Source organism: Lamprobacter sp., assembly GCF_034860625.1.
GTDB lineage: Bacteria > Pseudomonadota > Gammaproteobacteria > Chromatiales > Chromatiaceae > Lamprobacter.
This window is the reverse complement of the sequence record NZ_JAYESN010000045.1, coordinates 20,340-38,362: the sequence shown is the minus strand read 5'-3', so window position 1 is coordinate 38,362 and position 18,023 is coordinate 20,340. Positions and strand designations below refer to the sequence as shown.

20 protein-coding genes are annotated in these 18,023 nt (G+C 62.3%); 4 read left to right on the top strand and 16 right to left on the bottom strand.

Annotated elements, in window-relative coordinates:
* Window positions 1–228 precede the first annotated feature (228 nt).
* The 4 genes from VBE63_RS13305 to VBE63_RS13290 all read left to right on the top strand — a co-directional run bounded on the left by VBE63_RS13305 (window position 229) and on the right by VBE63_RS13290 (window position 2,479).
* Window positions 229–432: a cold-shock protein gene (locus tag VBE63_RS13305; protein WP_323683516.1), complete on the top strand. Its 204-nt coding sequence runs from the start codon at window positions 229–231 to the stop codon at window positions 430–432.
* Window positions 433–511: 79 nt separating this feature from the next.
* Window positions 512–727 carry a hypothetical protein gene (locus VBE63_RS13300; protein ID WP_323683515.1) on the top strand — a complete coding sequence of 72 codons (216 nt, stop codon included), beginning with the start codon at window positions 512–514 and terminating at the stop codon, window positions 725–727.
* A gap of 90 nt (window positions 728–817) precedes the next feature.
* Window positions 818–1,792, top strand: a complete 975-nt coding sequence (locus tag VBE63_RS13295; protein ID WP_323683514.1) for a sulfurtransferase — start codon at window positions 818–820, stop codon at window positions 1,790–1,792.
* A gap of 36 nt (window positions 1,793–1,828) precedes the next feature.
* Window positions 1,829–2,479 (top strand): Uma2 family endonuclease, encoded by a 651-nt coding sequence (locus tag VBE63_RS13290; RefSeq protein WP_323683513.1) that lies wholly within the window; start codon window positions 1,829–1,831, stop codon window positions 2,477–2,479.
* A 160-nt stretch (window positions 2,480–2,639) separates the two neighbouring features.
* On the opposite strand, the gene VBE63_RS13285 is transcribed toward VBE63_RS13290, so the two are convergent.
* From VBE63_RS13285 to VBE63_RS13210, 16 genes are all read right to left on the bottom strand, one after another.
* Entirely contained in the window at window positions 2,640–3,677 is a 1,038-nt protein-coding gene (locus VBE63_RS13285; protein ID WP_323683512.1) for a type IV pilus twitching motility protein PilT, read from the bottom strand.
* Window positions 3,678–3,799: 122 nt separating this feature from the next.
* Entirely contained in the window at window positions 3,800–4,339 is a 540-nt protein-coding gene (purE, locus tag VBE63_RS13280; RefSeq protein ID WP_323683511.1) for a 5-(carboxyamino)imidazole ribonucleotide mutase, read from the bottom strand.
* Window positions 4,340–4,344: 5 nt separating this feature from the next.
* Entirely contained in the window at window positions 4,345–5,502 is a 1,158-nt protein-coding gene (locus VBE63_RS13275; RefSeq protein ID WP_323683517.1) for a 5-(carboxyamino)imidazole ribonucleotide synthase, read from the bottom strand.
* 108 nt (window positions 5,503–5,610) lie between these two features.
* On the bottom strand, window positions 5,611–6,705 hold the full coding sequence (locus VBE63_RS13270) for a LysR family transcriptional regulator (RefSeq protein WP_323683510.1): 1,095 nt from the start codon (window positions 6,703–6,705) through the stop codon (window positions 5,611–5,613).
* A 496-nt stretch (window positions 6,706–7,201) separates the two neighbouring features.
* Window positions 7,202–7,501, bottom strand: a complete 300-nt coding sequence (locus VBE63_RS13265; RefSeq protein ID WP_323683509.1) for a pterin-4-alpha-carbinolamine dehydratase — start codon at window positions 7,499–7,501, stop codon at window positions 7,202–7,204.
* Window positions 7,501–7,974, bottom strand: a complete 474-nt coding sequence (locus tag VBE63_RS13260) for a ferritin-like domain-containing protein (protein WP_323683508.1) — start codon at window positions 7,972–7,974, stop codon at window positions 7,501–7,503. The genes VBE63_RS13265 and VBE63_RS13260 overlap by 1 nt, the downstream gene beginning before the upstream one ends.
* An 8-nt stretch (window positions 7,975–7,982) precedes the next feature.
* The gene (locus VBE63_RS13255; RefSeq protein WP_323683507.1) at window positions 7,983–8,288 is read right to left on the bottom strand and encodes a BMC domain-containing protein; all 306 of its coding nucleotides are present in this window, start codon (window positions 8,286–8,288) and stop codon (window positions 7,983–7,985) included.
* 152 nt (window positions 8,289–8,440) lie between these two features.
* Window positions 8,441–8,749 (bottom strand): BMC domain-containing protein, encoded by a 309-nt coding sequence (locus tag VBE63_RS13250; RefSeq protein ID WP_323683506.1) that lies wholly within the window; start codon window positions 8,747–8,749, stop codon window positions 8,441–8,443.
* Between the two features lie 41 nt (window positions 8,750–8,790).
* On the bottom strand, window positions 8,791–9,114 hold the full coding sequence (locus VBE63_RS13245; RefSeq protein ID WP_323683505.1) for a BMC domain-containing protein: 324 nt from the start codon (window positions 9,112–9,114) through the stop codon (window positions 8,791–8,793).
* A gap of 66 nt (window positions 9,115–9,180) precedes the next feature.
* Window positions 9,181–9,492, bottom strand: coding sequence for a carboxysome peptide B (locus tag VBE63_RS13240; RefSeq protein ID WP_323683504.1), 312 nt, complete (start codon window positions 9,490–9,492; stop codon window positions 9,181–9,183).
* Between the two features lie 10 nt (window positions 9,493–9,502).
* Window positions 9,503–9,757 carry a carboxysome peptide A gene (locus tag VBE63_RS13235; protein WP_200241214.1) on the bottom strand — a complete coding sequence of 85 codons (255 nt, stop codon included), beginning with the start codon at window positions 9,755–9,757 and terminating at the stop codon, window positions 9,503–9,505.
* A 12-nt stretch (window positions 9,758–9,769) separates the two neighbouring features.
* A complete protein-coding gene (locus tag VBE63_RS13230; protein WP_323683503.1) occupies window positions 9,770–11,188 on the bottom strand; it encodes a carboxysome shell carbonic anhydrase in 1,419 nt (472 codons plus the stop codon).
* A 423-nt stretch (window positions 11,189–11,611) separates the two neighbouring features.
* The gene (locus VBE63_RS13225) at window positions 11,612–14,233 is read right to left on the bottom strand and encodes a CsoS2 family carboxysome shell protein (protein WP_323683502.1); all 2,622 of its coding nucleotides are present in this window, start codon (window positions 14,231–14,233) and stop codon (window positions 11,612–11,614) included.
* 89 nt (window positions 14,234–14,322) lie between these two features.
* Entirely contained in the window at window positions 14,323–14,667 is a 345-nt protein-coding gene (locus VBE63_RS13220) for a ribulose bisphosphate carboxylase small subunit (protein WP_323683501.1), read from the bottom strand.
* A gap of 113 nt (window positions 14,668–14,780) precedes the next feature.
* Complete coding sequence (locus VBE63_RS13215) at window positions 14,781–16,193, bottom strand: form I ribulose bisphosphate carboxylase large subunit (RefSeq protein WP_323683500.1); 1,413 nt, start codon at window positions 16,191–16,193, stop codon at window positions 14,781–14,783.
* Window positions 16,194–16,549: 356 nt separating this feature from the next.
* Complete coding sequence (locus VBE63_RS13210; RefSeq protein WP_323683499.1) at window positions 16,550–17,965, bottom strand: DUF4139 domain-containing protein; 1,416 nt, start codon at window positions 17,963–17,965, stop codon at window positions 16,550–16,552.
* Window positions 17,966–18,023 lie beyond the last annotated feature (58 nt).

Genomic DNA, 18,023 nt, shown 5'->3' with positions numbered 1-18,023 from the left:
CTGCGCAAGAACGGGCCGTCGCACAGTTGGAGTGTATTGTCGAGCGATCGGTCTCGCGGGACGAAACCTTGCTCGGTGATCGCGCTTTTAGCATACTCACGCGCAAGCAGCGTTCCCTCGTCGTGTTTCCGGTCGTTCCTCTCTTCCCGATGTGTCGTAGACCCTTCCGAAATGCTCGTCATACGCCTGCGTTAACATTGGTTCGATATCACACAAGAGGATGCCTTCATGGCGACAGGTACCGTTAAGTGGTTTAGTGATGAAAAGGGTTTTGGCTTTATTGCCCCGTCCGACGGCAGCAAAGACGTCTTCGTCCATCACAGCGCCGTCCAGGGCGGCGGATTCAAGACCCTCGCCGAGGGACAAACCGTCTCCTATGAGGTTGAGCAGGGTCCGAAAGGCCCGAGTGCAGCCCAGGTCGTGCCCCAGTAAGTTCGGTTTCCAGCGAGCCGCAAACTGGTTGAAAAGCCTCTTCTGTGAAGGGGCTTTTGCGTTTTTAGGCGGTTGAGCGATGGCGAAGCCCGAGATCGTCAACTACCCCGGCATGAATGCAGCAATTCAATGGGGTCTATTGTCTTGTGGCGGCGCAGGGTCTAGCGTTCCGGGTATGTACATCCGCCGCACCCAGACGCGCAACACCGCCACCGGCGAGCGTTACTTCACGCACCGGCTGGTGCGCTCTGAGCGCCAGGGCGGGTGCTCGCCTCTCGCCTCTCGCCAAGATTGAAGCGCCATACAAAGGACCGCACTTCCACGCCATTTAGGCGCCCTATGAGCGCCGTTCGCATCACCCTGACTCTGGCAGCGACACGATCCTATGAACCGACCCCTCCGCTACCTGCTCCTCGCCCTCCTCGTCTTCCTGAGCGCGCCGACGTTCGCCAGCGCACCGCCCTTGGTCGACGCCCAGTGGCTCAAGGCCAACCAGGACCAATCGGACCTGGTCGTGCTGGACATCCAATCAGCGAAGGATTATCAGCGCTTCCATATTCCAGGTGCAGTGAATGCGCCCTATGATCGTTGGCGCACGCAGCCGCCGAAGCCAAACGGCAAGGCGGCTGCTCAATCGAACGCGAAGACCAACGCGATTGCCAACGCCAGTGAGCTGACATCGATGTTGCCTCCGGGCGCGCAGCTCGAAGCCATGCTCAGCGAGCTTGGCGTGAGCAACGACGACCACGTCGTCATCGTCGCAACCGGGCGCGGAGCCAGCGACCTGGCCGCTGCCGCCCGCGTGTTCTGGACACTCAAGGTCTTGGGGCATGAGCAAGCGAGCCTGCTCGATGGCGGCCTGGTCGGCTATGCCGATACCGGTGCCCCGCTCGCGCGTGGAAGTGAGCAGCGCCCTGCAACCGATTATCGAGCAGCGCTCCAACCCGAGCTGGCTCCCGACGCCCAAGCCGTCCGCGCCGCGCTCGCCGCGAAGACGCCGCTCGTCGATGCGCGCAGCGAAGGTGAGTTCGTTGGCATCTACACCGGTGACGACGCCGAACGGCCCGGTACCATCCCCGGCTCCCACCATCTGCCGCACGACTGGATCAGCGACAGCGGCTCCGGCAAGCTGCGCAGCCCAGGCGCACTCAAGGCGCTGTTCGAAGCCCGTGGCGTCGCCACCGATGGCGAGCAGATCCACTTCTGCCACAGCGGCAATCGCGCTGCATTGACCTGGTTCGCGGCCTACGCAGTGCTCGGCAACGAGGATGCCCTGCTCTACGATGGCTCGATGATGGAATGGGCGCGCGACGACAACCTCCCGATCAGCGCCGAGATCGAGCTTTGCGACGCCTGCTAAGCTAAGGCACAGATCCACTCTCACCCGAGGCTCGCCATGGCCGCTACCGCAGAGCGCATTGCCGACACAGCAGCATCAGCACCCATGCCGGCTCCTAGAAGCCGAGCCGTGCAACCCGATGACCAAGTCGTCCTGCTCAATCATGCCGACTGGAGCGATTACGAGCGTCTGCTCGAGATCCGTGGTGAATCCGCAATCCCGAGGCTGACCTTCATCGACGGAGTACTGGAGCTGATGACGCCATCCTGGTATCACGAGGCTGACAAGAAAACCCTCGCTCGGCTGATCGAGACCTGGGCAATTGAAGTCGGGGTTGCGATGGATGGAGCAGGCTCCTGGACCATCAAGTCGAAGCTCGCCAAACGGGGTGCCGAGCCCGACGAGTGCTATCTGCTCGAGCCCATCGAGACGGAGCCCAGCCGACCGGATATCGCCATCGAGGTCGTGCGCACCAGTGGCGGGCTGAACAAGCTCGATGTCTATCGCGCGCTCGAGGTACCGGAGGTCTGGTTCTGGCAGCAAGGCCGGCTTCAGTTCTACGGTCTCGAAGGCGACCAGTATCAACGGCTGGAACGGAGCGGCAAGCTGCCGCAGCTTGATCCAACGCTGATCGAATCCTGTATGGTCGCGCCGACCCAGACCGAGGCCATCCGTCAACTGCGCCGCGCGCTGACTACAGCAGGCTGAAACGCACCCAGCCGCCCTAAGCCCCGATCAGACTCTCTGCACCGGTCACCCTGCTTTACCTCAGACTTCACCCTATAAACATAAACCGCAGATGACACAAAGCTCTAACAGATTCAGCAAGGCTCACAACAAGTGAAGTATTCACCGGATATGCGCGGCACTACTGAAACGTCTCTTTATTCTGCGCCTTACTGCGCGCATCCGACTTCGAGATGAGCCCGCGCTTGAGCAGCTCGGCCAGGTTCTGATCCAGGGTCTGCATGCCGTGCGCTTGGCCGGTCTGGATCGAGGAGTACATCTGCGCGATCTTGTCTTCGCGGATCAGATTACGGATCGCGGGGGTGCCGATCATGATTTCGTAGGCGGCAATGCGACCACCGCCGGTCTTTTTCAGCAGCGTCTGCGAGACCACCGAGCGCAGGGATTCAGAGAGCATCGAGCGCACCATGGTCTTCTCAGCAGCGGGAAAGACATCGACGACACGGTCGATGGTCTTGGCGGCTGAGCTGGTATGCAGGGTGCCGAACACCAGATGACCGGTCTCAGCGGCAGTCAGCGCCAGCCGAATGGTCTCCAGATCACGCATCTCGCCGACCAGGATAATATCTGGATCTTGCCTCAGCGCCGAGCGCAGCGCCTCGCTGAAGCCGAGGGTGTCGCGGTGCACCTCGCGCTGGTTGATCAGACAGCGCTTGCTGACATGAACGAATTCGATCGGGTCCTCAATGGTGAGGATGTGCGCGTATTCCTTATCGTTGACATAGTCGACCATTGCCGCGAGTGTCGTTGACTTGCCGGAGCCGGTCGGTCCTGTCACCAGCACCAGACCTCGCGGCACATCGACAATGCGTTTGAAGATCTCAGGTGCCTTGAGATCGTCGAGCGTCAGCACCTTCGCGGGAATGCTGCGGAAGACCGCAGCGGCGCCGCGCTTCTGGTTATAGGCATTGACGCGGAAGCGTGCGACACCGGGGATCTCGAAGGAAAAGTCGGTTTCAAGGAACTCCTCGTAGTCCTTGCGCTGCTTGTCGTTCATGATGTCGTAGATCAGCGCATGCACGGCGCGATGCTCGAGCGCGGGCAGATTGATCCGACGCATGTCGCCATCGACCCGGATCATCGGCGGCAATCCAGCCGATAGATGCAGATCCGAGGCGTTATTCTTGACCCCGAAGGCCAATAGCTCAGCGATATCCATAGCAGACTCCTGAACAGTCAATGCGACTCGAACGTCAGCGCTGCCGCGGTCGCCAGACAGTTTCCCGGTGTTGCAGCCCTCGCTGCAGATACGGCCTGAGACCGCTGCTTACCCGCATCAGCTTATCGCCGACTACGTGCGGCTCGCACTGTCTCGGCCGTGATCTCCCCAGCCTCGACGCGCTCGGCCTTGGCTAGCACTTCAGCCTCAAGCTGATCCTTGAACTGCTGAATACGCTGGCGTAGCTCGAGATCGGTGACGCCGAGGATCTGCGCGGCCAAGAGGCCAGCATTCTTGGCACCGTTGATCGCCACCGTGGCCACGGGAACCCCAGCCGGCATCTGCACGATCGACAAGAGCGAATCCTCACCCGAGAGCGCAGACGATTTGACCGGGACGCCGATCACTGGCAACGCAGTAATCGCTGCGACCATCCCCGGTAGATGAGCGGCACCACCCGCACCGGCGATGATGACACCCAGCCCGCGCTCGGACGCCTGCTCTGCATAGCTGTAGAGACGCTTCGGGGTTCGATGCGCCGAGACAATCGTCAGCTCATACGCCACCCCAAGCTCGCCAAGCACATCGGCCGCCGCCTGCATCACGGGTAGGTCAGAATCGCTGCCCATGATGATGCCGACCTGTGGATTCCTGGTTGCCATCCTGATCACTCCGCCCCGCTCTCACTCCCGATCTCAATCAAGGCCCGCACCTGCTCGGCCTTGCGCCGCGCCGACTCGATATCGGCATCCAACACCGTCACATGGCCCATCTTACGGAAGGGCCGAGTGGACGCCTTGCCGTATAAGTGTACCGAAACGCCCGGGATCGCTAGCGCAGCGCGCAGGCCGCGGATCACTGGCGGCCCTGATTCACCCGGCTCGCCAAGCAGATTGATCATCGCCGCCGGGATCAGCTGATCGGTTGCGCCGAGCGGCAGCCCCGTAATGGCCCGCAGATGCTGTTCAAACTGATCCGTGATACAGGCCTCGATGGTGTAATGGCCCGAATTGTGGGTCCGTGGCGCAACCTCATTAACCAGCAGTTGCTCATCTCCGGTCAAGAAGAGCTCGATGCCAAAGATGCCGACGCCCTCCAGACCGCTCACCGTCTCAATCGCCAGGCGTCGAGCCGCCTCCGCCGTCTGCGCCGAGATCCGCGCCGGCGCGAGCAACATCTCAAGGATATTCTCGCCTGAGCGAAAGCACATCTCCACGGGCTGATAGCTGCGTACCTCGCCATCTTGGCCACGCACCACGATCACCGCCAGCTCCTTCGCCGCTGGAATAAAGCGTTCGATCAGCGAAGGCAGGGGTAGCGCTTGCGCTACATCCGCCGCAGATTGCATCACCACCACACCACGGCCGTCATAGCCACCGCGCCGTGCCTTCTGCACCAACGGATAGCCAAAACCTGCGAACTGTTCCTTATCTGAAGGATCGACCTCAACGAAATCCGCCGTCGGAATGCCGAGCCTTGTCAGCAACTGCTTTTGCCGCAGTTTGTCCTGAATCTCGCCGAGTAGCGCCGCGGAGGGTTGGATCTGATGCCCTGCTGCGGCGATCTTTGCCAGGATCTCAGCGTCGATATCCTCGATATCGAAGGTGATGACATCCACTTGCTCGGCAAGCTGTTGCAGCGCAGCAGGATCATGCGAATCCGCAACGATCTGATGCCCCGAGACCTGACCAGCCGGTGAGCCCGGCGTCGGATCAAGCACGATGCAGGTGCAGCCTAGGCGCTTCGCCGACTTCACCAGCATGCGCCCAAGCTGTCCACCGCCGATGATACCGATGCGCGAGACGGGAAAGGGATAGTGATCCAGCGACGAATGCTGCTGAGACATAGTTTGAAAAGCCTAAAAAGGCACAGCTGTAAGGATCAGACCCAGAGATCAGGCCCAGGGCTCAGACCTAGGGCTCAAGCCTAGGCTTCAGGAGGTTTGCGCGACTAAACGCTCGCGGAGACGGGCAAAGTTGTTCTCGGCCTCGGCCAGCCGCGCACGAATCTCGGGCTCGTAGTCGATCGCGAAATCGAGAAAGGTACGCGCAACCAGCGACAGCTCTCGCCCCCGCGAATAGACCAGATGCCAACGGCGCATAATCGGAAACCCCTCAACATCCAACAGCGCAAGCCGTCCACCGCCACTCTCCAGTGTCAGCGAATGCAGCGACAACACGGCGATACCCAGACCGCCGACAATGGCGCGCTTAATCGCCTCGTTGCTGCCAAGCTGCATGCGCACACGAGGCACCAAGCCAGCCGCGGCGAACTGCGCCAGCACCGCATCACGAATCCCGGAGCCAGGCTCGCGCAGGATGAAGTTCTCATCCGCAAGCGCATTTAAGGGTATCGAGCATTGCCCGGCAAGCGGGTGCTCAACACTCGCGACCATGACCAGAGGATTCGGCGCGAACGGAATGGTCTGGATCTGATCGCTCATCTCGCGCGGCTGCCCCATCACGTAGAGGTCATCGTCATGACCCATCAAACGCTCAAGGATATTCTCGCGATTCGTGACCTTGAGCGAGACGTCGATCCCAGGGTAGACCTGACAGAAGGCGCCGAGGATCTCGGGCGCCACATACTTGGCCGTCGTCAGTACGCCTAGGCGCAGCCGACCGCGCTTCAGGCCTTTCAGGTCGGCGAGCTTGATCTCTAGATTGGACAGCGTGCTCAGAATATCCCGACAGGCGGCATGCACCTCACGCCCCGCATCAGTCGGTTCGATCGTGCGACCAACATGTCGAAACAGCGGCGAGCCAATCGCCTCAGACAGCTTCTTGATCTGCATCGAGACCGTCGGCTGTGTCAGAAAAAGCTCTTCTGCGGCGCGAGTAAAGCTGCCCAACCGGACGATGGCCTCAAGCAGTTGGAGCTGGCGCAGCGTGGTATGCCGGATCAGGTAGTCTGAGCCATTGCTACCGGTACTGGTCCGAGTATCAGCGGCGTCTGAAGCGGGGCTTTGCGGCATCGAGCTATGACGGCTGCTTCCAGCCGGCACACCCTTAGGCTTACGTCCGGCCATCAGACCCTGTCCTTCGCTCGACAAGCGCTGTGCCAAGATCATCCTGCCGGCGCATTAAGGAACCTGAATTAGCTGAGCATGGGGCGGGCGCTGAGGAAATCGCTGGCGCTGTTTCGCAGCACAAGGCAGCGCATCAACACCGCCTAATCCACCCCATCGCAGGCTCAATCTGGCCAGATCCGTTGACCGCTTTGGAAGGGATCATCGGTAGAGGGGTTCTGCGCACGCGACTCACTCGCCAGCGCTGCCGCTCCGAAGACCGGCGGCCATGAGGCAGAGGACGACTGTTTACTTCGCCTGGTTGTAGATGCCGCCTTGGCCGGAGCCTTTTTCCGCGTCGCGCCACCTGAGGTCGTCGTGCTTGCGGTGCCTGCTGCAGGGGCTGGCGCCTCAGCCGGCGCAGATAAGATCGTGTCTTCGCTCATCATCCATCCTCCAACGGATACAAGAGGAACAACCGACTGAGGGCAATCTGGCCTGACCAGCCGGCTGCGCGCTAAGCATCAGCGCGACCGCCGAGCAATGCATCGACCTCCCGAGCAAAGGCACGAAGCCGCTCATCGACTTGCTGAGCGCCCGCTTCGGCAGCCTCTTCGGCAAATAGGGTCAAATTCGCGTAGGTGCGGCCAAAGCTCAGGTTTGGGTAGACCTCGGTCGACTCGGAAAGCTCCGCAACGCGGTCGAGAAACTCCCGCAGCGGTTCATAGTTGTCGAACTCGACGCGTCGCTCGAGCCGCAAGGGACGCTCGCGCTCGCGCCAAGGATGACCGCCCGTTTCAGTGCCGGCTGTCGACATCAGAAGTAGGCCCGCTCATCTGGCTGGTGTCGCGGTACCCCAAGCGCCTCGAGCCAGGTCTCGATCTCGGCGGCATGATGCCGTTCGTCTTGCAGCAGTCCATTGAAGAACTCGGCATTCTCATGGTCGCCGATGCGCCGGCAGAAACGCGTCGCCTCGTCATACAGGGCGACGATCTCGGACTCGAGCACCGCGTCCTGGCGCAGGAGATCAACCAGATTGCGCGCGACATTCGCTGGGCGTAGCTGCGAGGCATTCGGTGATACACCAAGGCCAAGCATACGCTTGACCAGACGTTCGGCGTGCTGCATCTCCTCGACGGTTTCGCGTCGAAACCGATCGGCGGCCTCGTTCAGGCCCCAGGCCTCAGTGAGTGCAGCCTGGGTCATGTATTGCTGCACAGCCGAATACTCAAGGCTCAGGGCTCGGCCAAGGTAGCCGAGCGTGCGCGGATGAACGGTTGCGTGACGCATGCGTCGGCTCAATCAGCTCCGCCACCACCCGTCGGCAGCACCGGCTCTACCTCGCGGTGCGGGCGGGCAATGATGTGCGCAGCTACCAGACCGTCACCGACCCGCTCGCAGGCATCGGCACCCGCGCGCACAGCAGCGTTGACGGCACCGGTCTCGCCGCGCACTAGCACGGTGACATAGCCACCACCAACAAACTCGCGACCGATCAGCCGAACCTCGGCAGCCTTGGTCATCGCATCAGCCGCTTCGATCGCCGGCACCAGGCCGCGCGTCTCGATCATTCCGAGGGCAATGCCCATCGTCTCGTTTGCCATCGAACTTCTCCTAGTGTTGACGCGCCGGGTCCTGATGGACCCGTTTCGCGATCGTATCAATGACGCTAGAGGCAAGCCCTTCAGAGGCCTGACTCAGGCGCAGCCAGCCGCCCAAGGGCGGGATCGGATGCTAAGCCGGCGGATGCCCGGACTCAGTCCGCTGAGGCACCGCTACCCGTCGGCAGCACCGGCTCCACCTCGCGGTGGGGACGGGCAATGATGTGTGCGGCCACCAGACCATCACCGACACGCTCGCAGGCGTCTGCACCAGCACGCACAGCGGCGTTGACGGCACCGGTCTCGCCACGCACCAGCACGGTGACATAGCCACCACCGACGAACTCACGGCCAATCATTCGCACCTCGGCGGCCTTTGTCATCGCATCCGCGGCCTCGATTGCCGGCACCAGCCCACGCGTTTCGATCATGCCTAGTGCTATACCCATGGTCTCGTTCGCCATCTGTCTTTCTCCGTCTGTCTACTGTCTTTGAAAATGAACACTTAGCGACCAGGCTGGCCGGGCTTGAACCCGTCGCCGGTATTCTCGAGCACCGGCTCCACCTCGCGATGGGGGCGGGCGATGATGTGCGCGGCGACTAGGCCGTCACCGACCCGCTCGCAGGCATCAGCGCCCGCGCGCACGGCAGCATTAACGGCACCGGTCTCGCCACGCACCAGCACGGTCACATAACCGCCGCCCACGAACTCGCGACCGATCAGCCGAACCTCGGCAGCCTTCGCCATCGCATCCGCGGCCTCGATCGCCGGCACTAGACCACGGGTCTCGATCATGCCCAGCGCAATGCCAAATCTTTCGCCTGCCATTTCTGTCGTCTCCGTTAAAGACTTTTACGCCGCTTTGGTCGCGGTTGGGGGGTTAACTGGCCGAGCCTAGGCCGCCTGCTGTTGTTCCTTTGGCTGCTCGCCGCCACTGCTACTCACTGGCTTCGCCACCTGCGCCGGCTGCCAGAAATCGATGATCCCGCCGATCGCAAGATCGGTCATGGTCTTCGGATCGTCCATCGCAAGCCGCCCAGCAGAGCCACTGACCGTGAAGACCCAGTTGCCGGGCCGCACACCAACAGGATCGGTAGCCACCAGCAAATTGCCTTTGCGATCTTTTAAGATCTGCAAACTGCAATGCCTGAGCCCTTCAATCCGCTCGGTGCAGTACAGGGTGCCAACGACCTGATTGATCTCCATTCCGTCCGCCTCAGCGCTCAGCGTCCGGGTCCCAATCGTCGATGATGCCGACGATGGTCAGATCGCTCGGATATTCTTTACTGCCGGCAGCCTCGCGGGCGGCAGAGCTGCCCACGCAGATGACCCAATCGCCTGGGACCGAGCCAACCGCATCAACGGCCACCAACTGCGCACTGCCATCCTGCACCACCTGAAGATGCTTATGTCCAAAACCGGCGATGCGGTTGGTCGACACCAGTGGCTTCAGCACTTTGCAAATCTTCATCGGCGTCCGGCCTCAGTGTCCGGCGGAGACCGCAGGCTGCAGCGACGAGCCAACGATCTCGATCGGAGCCGCGGCATCGCAATCGCGCACCGCGCGCAAGCAGTGCAGCATGCCATCTGCACAGAGCTGCGGATAACGCGCCTTCAAAGCAGCGGCAATCCGTTCACAATGCTCAACGGCCCGCTCGCGGGCACCCGGCACACCGCCGTGGTAATCGTGGCGAACGATGACCGGGATCGGCAGCCCTCGACTGAGGTTCAAGCCGGTAAAGATCTTGATGCCAACGTCAACATCCTTGGCGCCCTCCTCCACTGTGCTGAGGTAGGCAAAATAGGTCAGGTTGCGTAGCTGTATCTCTTCAAAGCCGATGCCGGCGCCAATGAAGCGCTCGGCATGACCGATATCGGCATAGCTGCCGCCGTGGTACTGGCGCACATAGTCGATCTGCGAGATGTTGTTCTCGATCAGACCCAGGATCAATCGCACCAGGCCATCAGAGAGTGCCGCTCCTGCGCTCTTGCTTGGCGCATGCGCCCGCACCAGCTCCTTGATCCGCTCCCGTGCCTGGACGGGCGACAAGCCACGCGTGATCTCGTACACCTTGCCCGCATCAAGCCAATGCTCGAGATCGCAATAGCCGTCCGCATCCGGCACATGCACGCGGATGGCATCGGTATCGGTATCCAGCCCGACGAGCAGCAGATCGACAGAGGCACCACAGCAAAAGCTGTTCTCAATCGCCTGGCGAAACGCCTTCAGCCGTTCCAACCCAGCTCTAGCCGCAGCGGCATCGTCAGAGCCATGCGCAGCGCAACCCTGATGGGCGGGATCGACCGAGCTGCCGTGATACATCACCACCTTCAGGTAGCGCGTTGGCGCATCGGCGCTGTTAGGTCGCCCCTCGCGGAACCGCGCAAGCTCGGTCTCGACCCACTTTTCGACCGTATTCTCGATATCGAACAAGGAGCCGGCGTAAGACTTGCGGCGAACGCGACCATAGGGCAACCGCAACACATAGCTGATGGCATGCGCCAGGCGTCCATCGGCACAGGGCGTCACGTCCATCAGGTGGAAGCCGCACTCGAGCAAGAAGCGCTCAAAGTCCTTGCCGTCGCGCCCACCCAGCGGATCAGCAGTAAAGAATCGATCGCTGACCCGATGATAGGTCTCGAACAGGCAGGCGGCGAATAGGCGTCGCATATCCAGCCCGGTCACCCAGCTATCCTCAAGGATATGCGCAGGCAGCTCGAAGCCGAGCTCGGCGCGCGCAATCGACTGCGCCCGAGCCACGAAGTCCGGCTCGCAGCGCTCGCTCGCAATCTGTTTCAGGACCGGCACCAGATTGTCGAAGGCATGCTTCACCGACGACTCATAGTCGTACAGCCGGGCGTTTGCCGCGGCATCCGTCAACGGATGTAGACCATGCCCCATACCGGAGCTCATCGCCGTCGCGCTGAAGCCTAACGCTTGAGGCTTGAACGCTTGAGGCTTGGACCCGGACCCTTTCCCAGACAGGCTGTTCGCGGACGATCCAAGCCTCGTTGAGCCAACCGTTGCAGGGCTCGCTTTCGCCTTCACCTGCGCCAACCCTGGTGGGGTTGGCCGCGGCGGCCGCGTTGGCCTTGCCCGCCCTCGCCCGACATGAGCCGGACGCTCAGGCCGTGCCTTGACTGGACCTTGAGGGGTTTCAGGCGAGGCCACCGCACCAGGCGCACTGAGCTGCATCGCCCCGCGAGCCGGTGCAGAGGAGACTGCTGGCTCAGCCGGTCGATTGACAGGCGAGCGTCCGCGCGGGCTACGGGTCAAGCGCTGGCTTCGCGGCGATGGTCGGCTACGGATCGGCATGACTTAGGCTCAGCCGCGGGCGCCGCCCGAATAGGTGATCAAGGCACCACGATCGGTACTTCCGGCACTCCCCGTGACTCGGTTTGTCGGCTGCGGCGTCTCTTCGTTGCGCTTAGCCTCAACCGCAGGCATGGCACCCATTAGGCCTGGCCGGGTTGGATTCCGACGCCGGGCAGAACTGCCCTCCGTGCCCGTCACGCGCTCACCGCGATCCCAGTCGTCGCCGGTGATCTTACCGCCGGCTGATTGGCCCTCACCGGTCACCCGCGAACGCTCAGACGCAGCGGCAGCCTTGTCCGCGCCCGCATCGGCGCTCGGCTCCGGGGTCAAGAGGCTTGGCCGGGCGCGTCGATTGTCAAAGCGGAACTGCTCGGTACCGGTGATCTTGCCGGTGCCCATCCCGAACGGACCGGTGATGTGACGATTCGACTCGTAACTGGTCCCGGTCACACCGCTGGTGCGAGTCTCAAATGCCGCCCGAGCCGGTGAGCTGACGCTAAAGCCTCGACCCGGAGGAGAGGCCGGTGCCGTGGCGGCTACGGGAATCGGAGCCGCAGGGGCTAGACCAGGTGATGATTCATCGAGAAACCGCGGAAAATCTGGATGACCCGGCTCCGCTGCGTTGCTGACACCGGTATCGCAAGCACTGGCGAACTGATCCGCACCCACATAGGGAGTGCCGGTCAGTGGCTCGCAGGCGCCTTTCGAGGCACCGGTCATCAGGCCGCCAATCCCCGGCTGAATGCCGGTCATGACCCGACCCGGCGTTGCCGACATCACCGGGGCTCGCGCCTTGATCTCACGCTGCTGATTGGGCGCACAGTAATCGGAGGCCTGCTCCAACCCAGCATAGGGGGTACCCGTGACCGCCTTGCAGGTGCCAGGCTCATCGCCGGTGACCTTGCTCGAGCGGCCAGTCTGGGTGCCGGAGACGCGGTAGCCCTTGTTGGTGACCGAGAAACCGACCTTGGGTGGCTCTGGCTGTGGGCTCACCTGGCAGAACTGCTCGTACTGCTCACGGCCAGTATACTCATCGCCGGTGACTAGGCGACAACTGCCAGGCTCGTCGCCCGTAACGCTCGATGCACGACCGACCCGAGTCCCGGTAATGGTTCCGCCAGACAGGGTGCCGGAGGTGCCGACCTTTGGCGGAACCGAGCGATCGGTTGGGATCTCAGAGGCTGATGTGTACTGGGTGCCGGTGGGCACCACGTTCGCGCCTTGCTCATCGCCGGTAACTTTCGCTGACCGACCCACCATGGTTCCCGACAAGCCCTGGCCACGGCCGGTCTTGGTGACGCCAGTCTCGCGCGGCTCAGGAGCCGGACGTGTGTTGCAGTAGCTCTCGTATTGATCAGGCGACAAATACTGAGTGCCCGTGACGGTCTTACAGGTGCCTGGCTCATCACCCGTCACCCTCGGCGAGCGTCCAACCTCATTGCCGGTGACAAAATTTCCGTAACCGGTCGCGCTCGCACCGATTTTGCTGACAGCAGGCGCCGGATCGGTCTGACAAAACTCGCGGAAAATGTCGGCCCCCATGTACTCAGTGCCGGTGATCGTCCGGCAGGTGCTTGGCTCGTCGCCGGTCGTCTTCAGGCTACGGCCGAGGGTCGTACCCGTGACGAACTGGCCTTGGGAGGTCTCGCTGACGCCAACCTTCCACGGCTGATCTGCGGAACCAACCCGAGTCGGCCGCATCCGCCCCGTAGGCTGAGACTTGCGCTCACCGGCACTCCCATTGCTGCTGCGCTGATCACGAACCCGCTGCGCAAGCTCGCGACCGGACAGCTTTGGATTGGCTTGCCGAGCGATCCCGGCCACTGAATGCGGTACATTCGTTGCCGCTTTTCCGCGACCACTGAGTGCGGCACGGCGAGCGAGCGCAACGGCACGACCGGCCGGCTTATTGGCCATCACCGGATTCGGCTTGCGGCCGCGATTGGTCGCCTGCGGTTTGTTGGAAGCGATCGGTGCAGAAAGCGACAGTGATGGCGCAGCCGATGCCGTCTGTCTGGCGCGGTTGGCCGCAGCGCGATCACCGCTTGCACCCTTGCCATTGCAGCCACAGCCGCAGTCCGACTTCGGCTGCGCGGCCGGCTTATTGGCACCCGCATGCGTCTTGAGGTCGCGCACACGGTCTCCGCTGCGCTGCGCGCGACGTCCATCGCGAGCCAACTTTGCCCGGCGCTGACGTGCAAGCTCGCGGCTCGACTGAGCGGGACTGGGCGGCGCTGCTCGATGCCGGTGGGCACTGCTGGACGACGCGAGGTTGAGGCTGCGGGTTGGCTTCTGGACGGAAGCTTGAGCCGGAGCGGAAGCCTGAACGGGGGCGCTCGGCGCAGCTGCCCGCTCCGGTCTGGCGCGGACAGGTCGCGGAGCAGCCTTGCGCTCCTGCGTGGTTTGCGCCAAACCCTGCTTGCCCTGGTTCGACAGGGCACGCCGGCGGGCCAGGGCCGCCTCGCGGCCGCTCGATCTCAGGTTCGCTTTGCTTGCCATGGGTGATTCCGTGGGGCTGTCGGGTTGGCTGTCCGTCGTCGCCGGGCGTGCGGGCAGCTCGGGATAGTGCATCGCTTGCCGATCTCCAGCACCTGCCAGGTGCTGAAAGACCGGGAAGACAGAGATCGACATCGTCGACGCCAAGTCTTCAGACCAAAACCGGTAGCGGGCTCAGTACCCGAGCAACCGGATCAGCCGAAGGCAGGGGTCAGCACAGGCGCTTAGCCGCGACCCTGGAAGACGACGAAGCACGAACCCTGGCTCTGGGTATAGTTATCGTAGCCGGTGAGACGGACATGATGATCCGGATATGAGCGATGGCAAGCCTCAAGCTCAGCAGCCACGTTGCCCAGATCCTGCTCACCGAAGAACGGCAGCTTCCACATGGTCCAGTAGTCATCCATCGAGCCGGATGGATGCACGTGCTCGATCGCGGGCGTCCAGCCCTGCGCGATGATGTAGGCGATCTGGTCGTAGATCTCTTGCTGTGAGAGCGGCGGCAGGAAGCCGAAGGTCTCGAGGGTCTTCTTGGTCTGGTAGTCGCCCATGGTTGCTTGCAAGGACATGGCGGATACTCCTATTAGATACGGTTCGATCGTGAGATGGCAGAAGCCAATGGAGATGAGCTTTGCCAGGAGCAGTTGCGCAACAGGCAACGGCCCCCAGTGAGATCAGCCGATCAGGTGTCGAGCTTATCGACGGTGTCGAACTCGAACTTGATCTCTTTCCAGGTCTCCATCGCGATGGCCAGCTCTGGGCTGTGCTGGGCGGCCTCGGTCATGATCTCGCGGGCCTCCTTCTCCAACTCGCGACCCTCATTGCGAGCCTTGACGCAAGCCTCGAGCGCGACACGGTTGGCACAAGCGCCCGCTGCGTTACCCCAGGGGTGACCCTGGGTGCCGCCGCCAAACTGCAGCATGGAGTCATCGCCAAAGATGGTCACCAGTGCCGGCATGTGCCAGACGTGGATACCGCCGGACGCGACAGCGAAGACGCCGGGCATCGAGCCCCAGTCTTGATCGAAGAAGACGCCACGCGAGCGATCTTCTGGCACAAACGACTCACGCAACTGATCGACGAAACCGAGGGTGGACTGACGGTCGCCTTCGAGCTTACCGACAACGGTACCGGTGTGTAGGTGGTCGCCGCCGGAGAGGCGCAGACACTTGGCCAGCACACGGAAGTGAATACCGTGCTTCGGATGCCGGTCGATGACGGCGTGCATCGCGCGGTGGATGTGCAGCAGCATGCCGTTCTCGCGGCACCAGTTGGCCAGACCGGTGTTGGCAGTGAAGCCACCGGTGAGGAAGTCATGCATCATGATTGGCGAGCCGACTTCCTTGGCGAACTCGGCACGCTTGTACATCTCTTCTGGCGTCGCGGCAGTGACGTTCAGGTAGTGACCCTTGCGCTCACCGGTCTCCTGCTGGGCCTTCTGGATGGCCTCGCCGACGAACTCGAAGCGATCACGCCAGCGCATGAAGGGCTGCGAGTTGACGTTCTCGTCGTCCTTGGTCATATCCAGACCGCCACGGAGGCACTCGTAGACGGCGCGACCATAGTTCTTGGCTGACAGACCTAGCTTCGGCTTGATGGTGGCGCCGAGCATCGGACGGCCATACTTGTTCAGACGGTCACGCTCAAGCTGGATACCCGCCGGCGGACCACCACAAGTCTTGATATAGGCGATCGGGAAGCGCAGGTCTTCCAGACGCAGGTGGCGCAGGGCCTTGAAGCCGAACACGTTGCCGACCAGTGAGGTCAGCACGTTGACGATGGAGCCTTCCTCGAACAGATCGATCGGGTAGGCGATGAACGCGTAGAAGGACTCGTTGTCGCCCGGCACATCTTCGATGCGGTAGGCGCGGCCCTTGTAGTACTCGAGGTCCGTCAGCAACTCCGACCACACGGTCGACCAGGTGCCGGTGGATGACTCGGCGGCGACGGCGGCGGCGACTTCTTCACGGGGCACGCCTGGCTGACCGGTGCATTTGAAGCAGGCCAGCAGATCGGTGTCCAGCGGGACATAGTCGGGGGTCCAGTACATGTCCCGGTATTCTTTTACACCGGCGTCGTACTTTTTAACGCTCATGCTCAGCTCCTGTGGGTCTGTTCTGCGTCTGCTTCGCTTGATCCGGGTTGCCTAACTCAGGATCGTGTTCGGAGGGCCTCGGCAACGATGCCGCTGATAACCCGTTAACCTTACGCCCCGTGCAGTCTTCAGCGGAAATCGATTGTTTCGATCGGCAGAATCGATTTCCGTCTATGGAGAGGACCGTCGACGGCGCCGTTTTAGTGCGCTCGGCACGATAAACGAGCCGTCACGGTGCAGCAATAGCAACTATGAGCATGCGCGCATGACATTGATCCAGATCAATCGATGATGCCGACAACCGGGAACTTGTCGCCCGACTCGACGGATCAGCCAGGCCCTACCTGCTCGCAGGACTAGTAGCGGACGCGGACTCGATAGCTCAAGCGCGCTTCTGACTCAGCGGGAACCTCCAGCCGCCAGACTGCCGTGTTCGCGTTACCCTGTTCGTGTGGAGCACTTTCCTCCAGCATGCTCCAGTCGCCAGGAATCCGCTCTTGAATCACGACGGTCTCGGGCTCCGACTTCGCGTTCTTGACCCGGATCTCGAAGGCGCCCTCGAACTGGTACTGCCAAGGACCTGAGCCCGACAATTTCTTGAAGTCGGTCTGCTTGCGCTCAGCAGTCACATCGAACGACTGTCCAAGCTTCAGGCGGATGGCCTCGTTCTTTGGGGTGTGATCGATTCGGTCCTCGCCGATGAACTGGGCGTTGCCTTGGCGATCGCGCTGATAGATGCGGACAATGCCCGCCGGCAGCGGCAGCCCGAGACGCGAGGCCGCATCGTTGGTCGCGGTCAGGTACACATTCACCGCTAGCTCCTGCGCTAACGCACCACGCGGCTCGCGATACGCCCGCTGATCGCCTTGCACAAGCAGTTCTTTGCCAACGCTCACCCCGGGTGCATCGAGCAAGGCGACCTGCTTGGTTTGCTGATCCGCGATGGTGGTCGGATGCGCGAGCGAATAGAGGTGGTACTCGAACAGGCTCTCCTCGCGCATGTTCGGTGCCGGCGCCGCCGAGCGCATCACCATCGACTCGGACATCGGCTGCGGCATCGCCTCCTCGACCTGATTGACCTCACCGGCCACCAGCTGCAGCTGCGCGTTCTGATACGCGGTACCGCTCTGGTTGGTGAGAGTCACCCAGCCAGCGAGATCGAGCCGCTGCTGATCCGGCGAGAGCTCGCCGACATAGTCGGCCTTCCAACTGAGCCCACCGCTGAGATAGCTCAGCTCAAGCAGCCGCGTGCCGGCCTCTTCGCTGTCCAAGCTCAGCACCAGCGTCGGCCGATCACGCAGCGTGTCGGGGATGTCGCGATAGACGATACGCCCCGGCGCCTGCCCGGCTTGGAAGGTCTCGATCCGATCATCGACGCGCAGCACCACGCCGTCGCTCGCGGCCAGCACGGTGGCGCGCTCCTCGGTCTCCTCACCGGTCGTCGGATGCCGAGTCACTAGCCCCACCTCGCGACCAACGTACTGCTTTAGCAGCGCTGCAGGGGTCAGCAGATCGAAGTCGAAGTTCTGCTCGATCAGCTGTGGCACAGACCCTTCACTGGCGCGCAACAACGCGGTCTCCGGACGGATGCGCGCGCTGACATCACGAAACGCCAAGGCGCTGCGCCCAGCCGGCAGCTCGACCCGGCGACGATCGCGGATCAGCGCCAGATCGTCGTTGTAGATGGTCACCGCCACCGAGGTTTGATCCGCGAGCGTGCTGCGCTGCTCCATCGCCGCCGGTACCGCAGACGTTTGCGCTGCCTCAGTCATGCTCGTCTCCGCCATTGCAGTGCTTACGAACGCGATGGCCGCCAGTAGGGCCGAGGCC

What these genes read in the sequence shown, in the direction of transcription:
- VBE63_RS13260 (WP_323683508.1), bottom strand. Translation starts at nt 7,974, where the DNA reads ATGCGTCACGCAACCGTTCATCCGCGCACGCTCGGCTACCTTGGCCGA.
- VBE63_RS13220 (WP_323683501.1), bottom strand. Translation starts at nt 14,667, where the DNA reads ATGTCCTTGCAAGCAACCATGGGCGACTACCAGACCAAGAAGACCCTC.
- VBE63_RS13225 (WP_323683502.1), bottom strand. Translation starts at nt 14,233, where the DNA reads ATGTCGATCTCTGTCTTCCCGGTCTTTCAGCACCTGGCAGGTGCTGGA.
- VBE63_RS13235 (WP_200241214.1), bottom strand. Translation starts at nt 9,757, where the DNA reads ATGAAGATTTGCAAAGTGCTGAAGCCACTGGTGTCGACCAACCGCATC.
- VBE63_RS13270 (WP_323683510.1), bottom strand. Translation starts at nt 6,705, where the DNA reads ATGGCCGGACGTAAGCCTAAGGGTGTGCCGGCTGGAAGCAGCCGTCAT.
- VBE63_RS13255 (WP_323683507.1), bottom strand. Translation starts at nt 8,288, where the DNA reads ATGGCAAACGAGACGATGGGCATTGCCCTCGGAATGATCGAGACGCGC.
- VBE63_RS13285 (WP_323683512.1), bottom strand. Translation starts at nt 3,677, where the DNA reads ATGGATATCGCTGAGCTATTGGCCTTCGGGGTCAAGAATAACGCCTCG.
- VBE63_RS13295 (WP_323683514.1), top strand. Translation starts at nt 818, where the DNA reads ATGAACCGACCCCTCCGCTACCTGCTCCTCGCCCTCCTCGTCTTCCTG.
- VBE63_RS13265 (WP_323683509.1), bottom strand. Translation starts at nt 7,501, where the DNA reads ATGTCGACAGCCGGCACTGAAACGGGCGGTCATCCTTGGCGCGAGCGC.
- VBE63_RS13215 (WP_323683500.1), bottom strand. Translation starts at nt 16,193, where the DNA reads ATGAGCGTTAAAAAGTACGACGCCGGTGTAAAAGAATACCGGGACATG.
- VBE63_RS13300 (WP_323683515.1), top strand. Translation starts at nt 512, where the DNA reads ATGGCGAAGCCCGAGATCGTCAACTACCCCGGCATGAATGCAGCAATT.
- VBE63_RS13305 (WP_323683516.1), top strand. Translation starts at nt 229, where the DNA reads ATGGCGACAGGTACCGTTAAGTGGTTTAGTGATGAAAAGGGTTTTGGC.
- VBE63_RS13240 (WP_323683504.1), bottom strand. Translation starts at nt 9,492, where the DNA reads ATGGAGATCAATCAGGTCGTTGGCACCCTGTACTGCACCGAGCGGATT.
- VBE63_RS13210 (WP_323683499.1), bottom strand. Translation starts at nt 17,965, where the DNA reads ATGACTGAGGCAGCGCAAACGTCTGCGGTACCGGCGGCGATGGAGCAG.
- VBE63_RS13230 (WP_323683503.1), bottom strand. Translation starts at nt 11,188, where the DNA reads ATGGGGCATGGTCTACATCCGTTGACGGATGCCGCGGCAAACGCCCGG.
- VBE63_RS13250 (WP_323683506.1), bottom strand. Translation starts at nt 8,749, where the DNA reads ATGGCGAACGAGACCATGGGTATAGCACTAGGCATGATCGAAACGCGT.
- VBE63_RS13245 (WP_323683505.1), bottom strand. Translation starts at nt 9,114, where the DNA reads ATGGCAGGCGAAAGATTTGGCATTGCGCTGGGCATGATCGAGACCCGT.
- VBE63_RS13290 (WP_323683513.1), top strand. Translation starts at nt 1,829, where the DNA reads ATGGCCGCTACCGCAGAGCGCATTGCCGACACAGCAGCATCAGCACCC.
- purE (WP_323683511.1), bottom strand. Translation starts at nt 4,339, where the DNA reads ATGGCAACCAGGAATCCACAGGTCGGCATCATCATGGGCAGCGATTCT.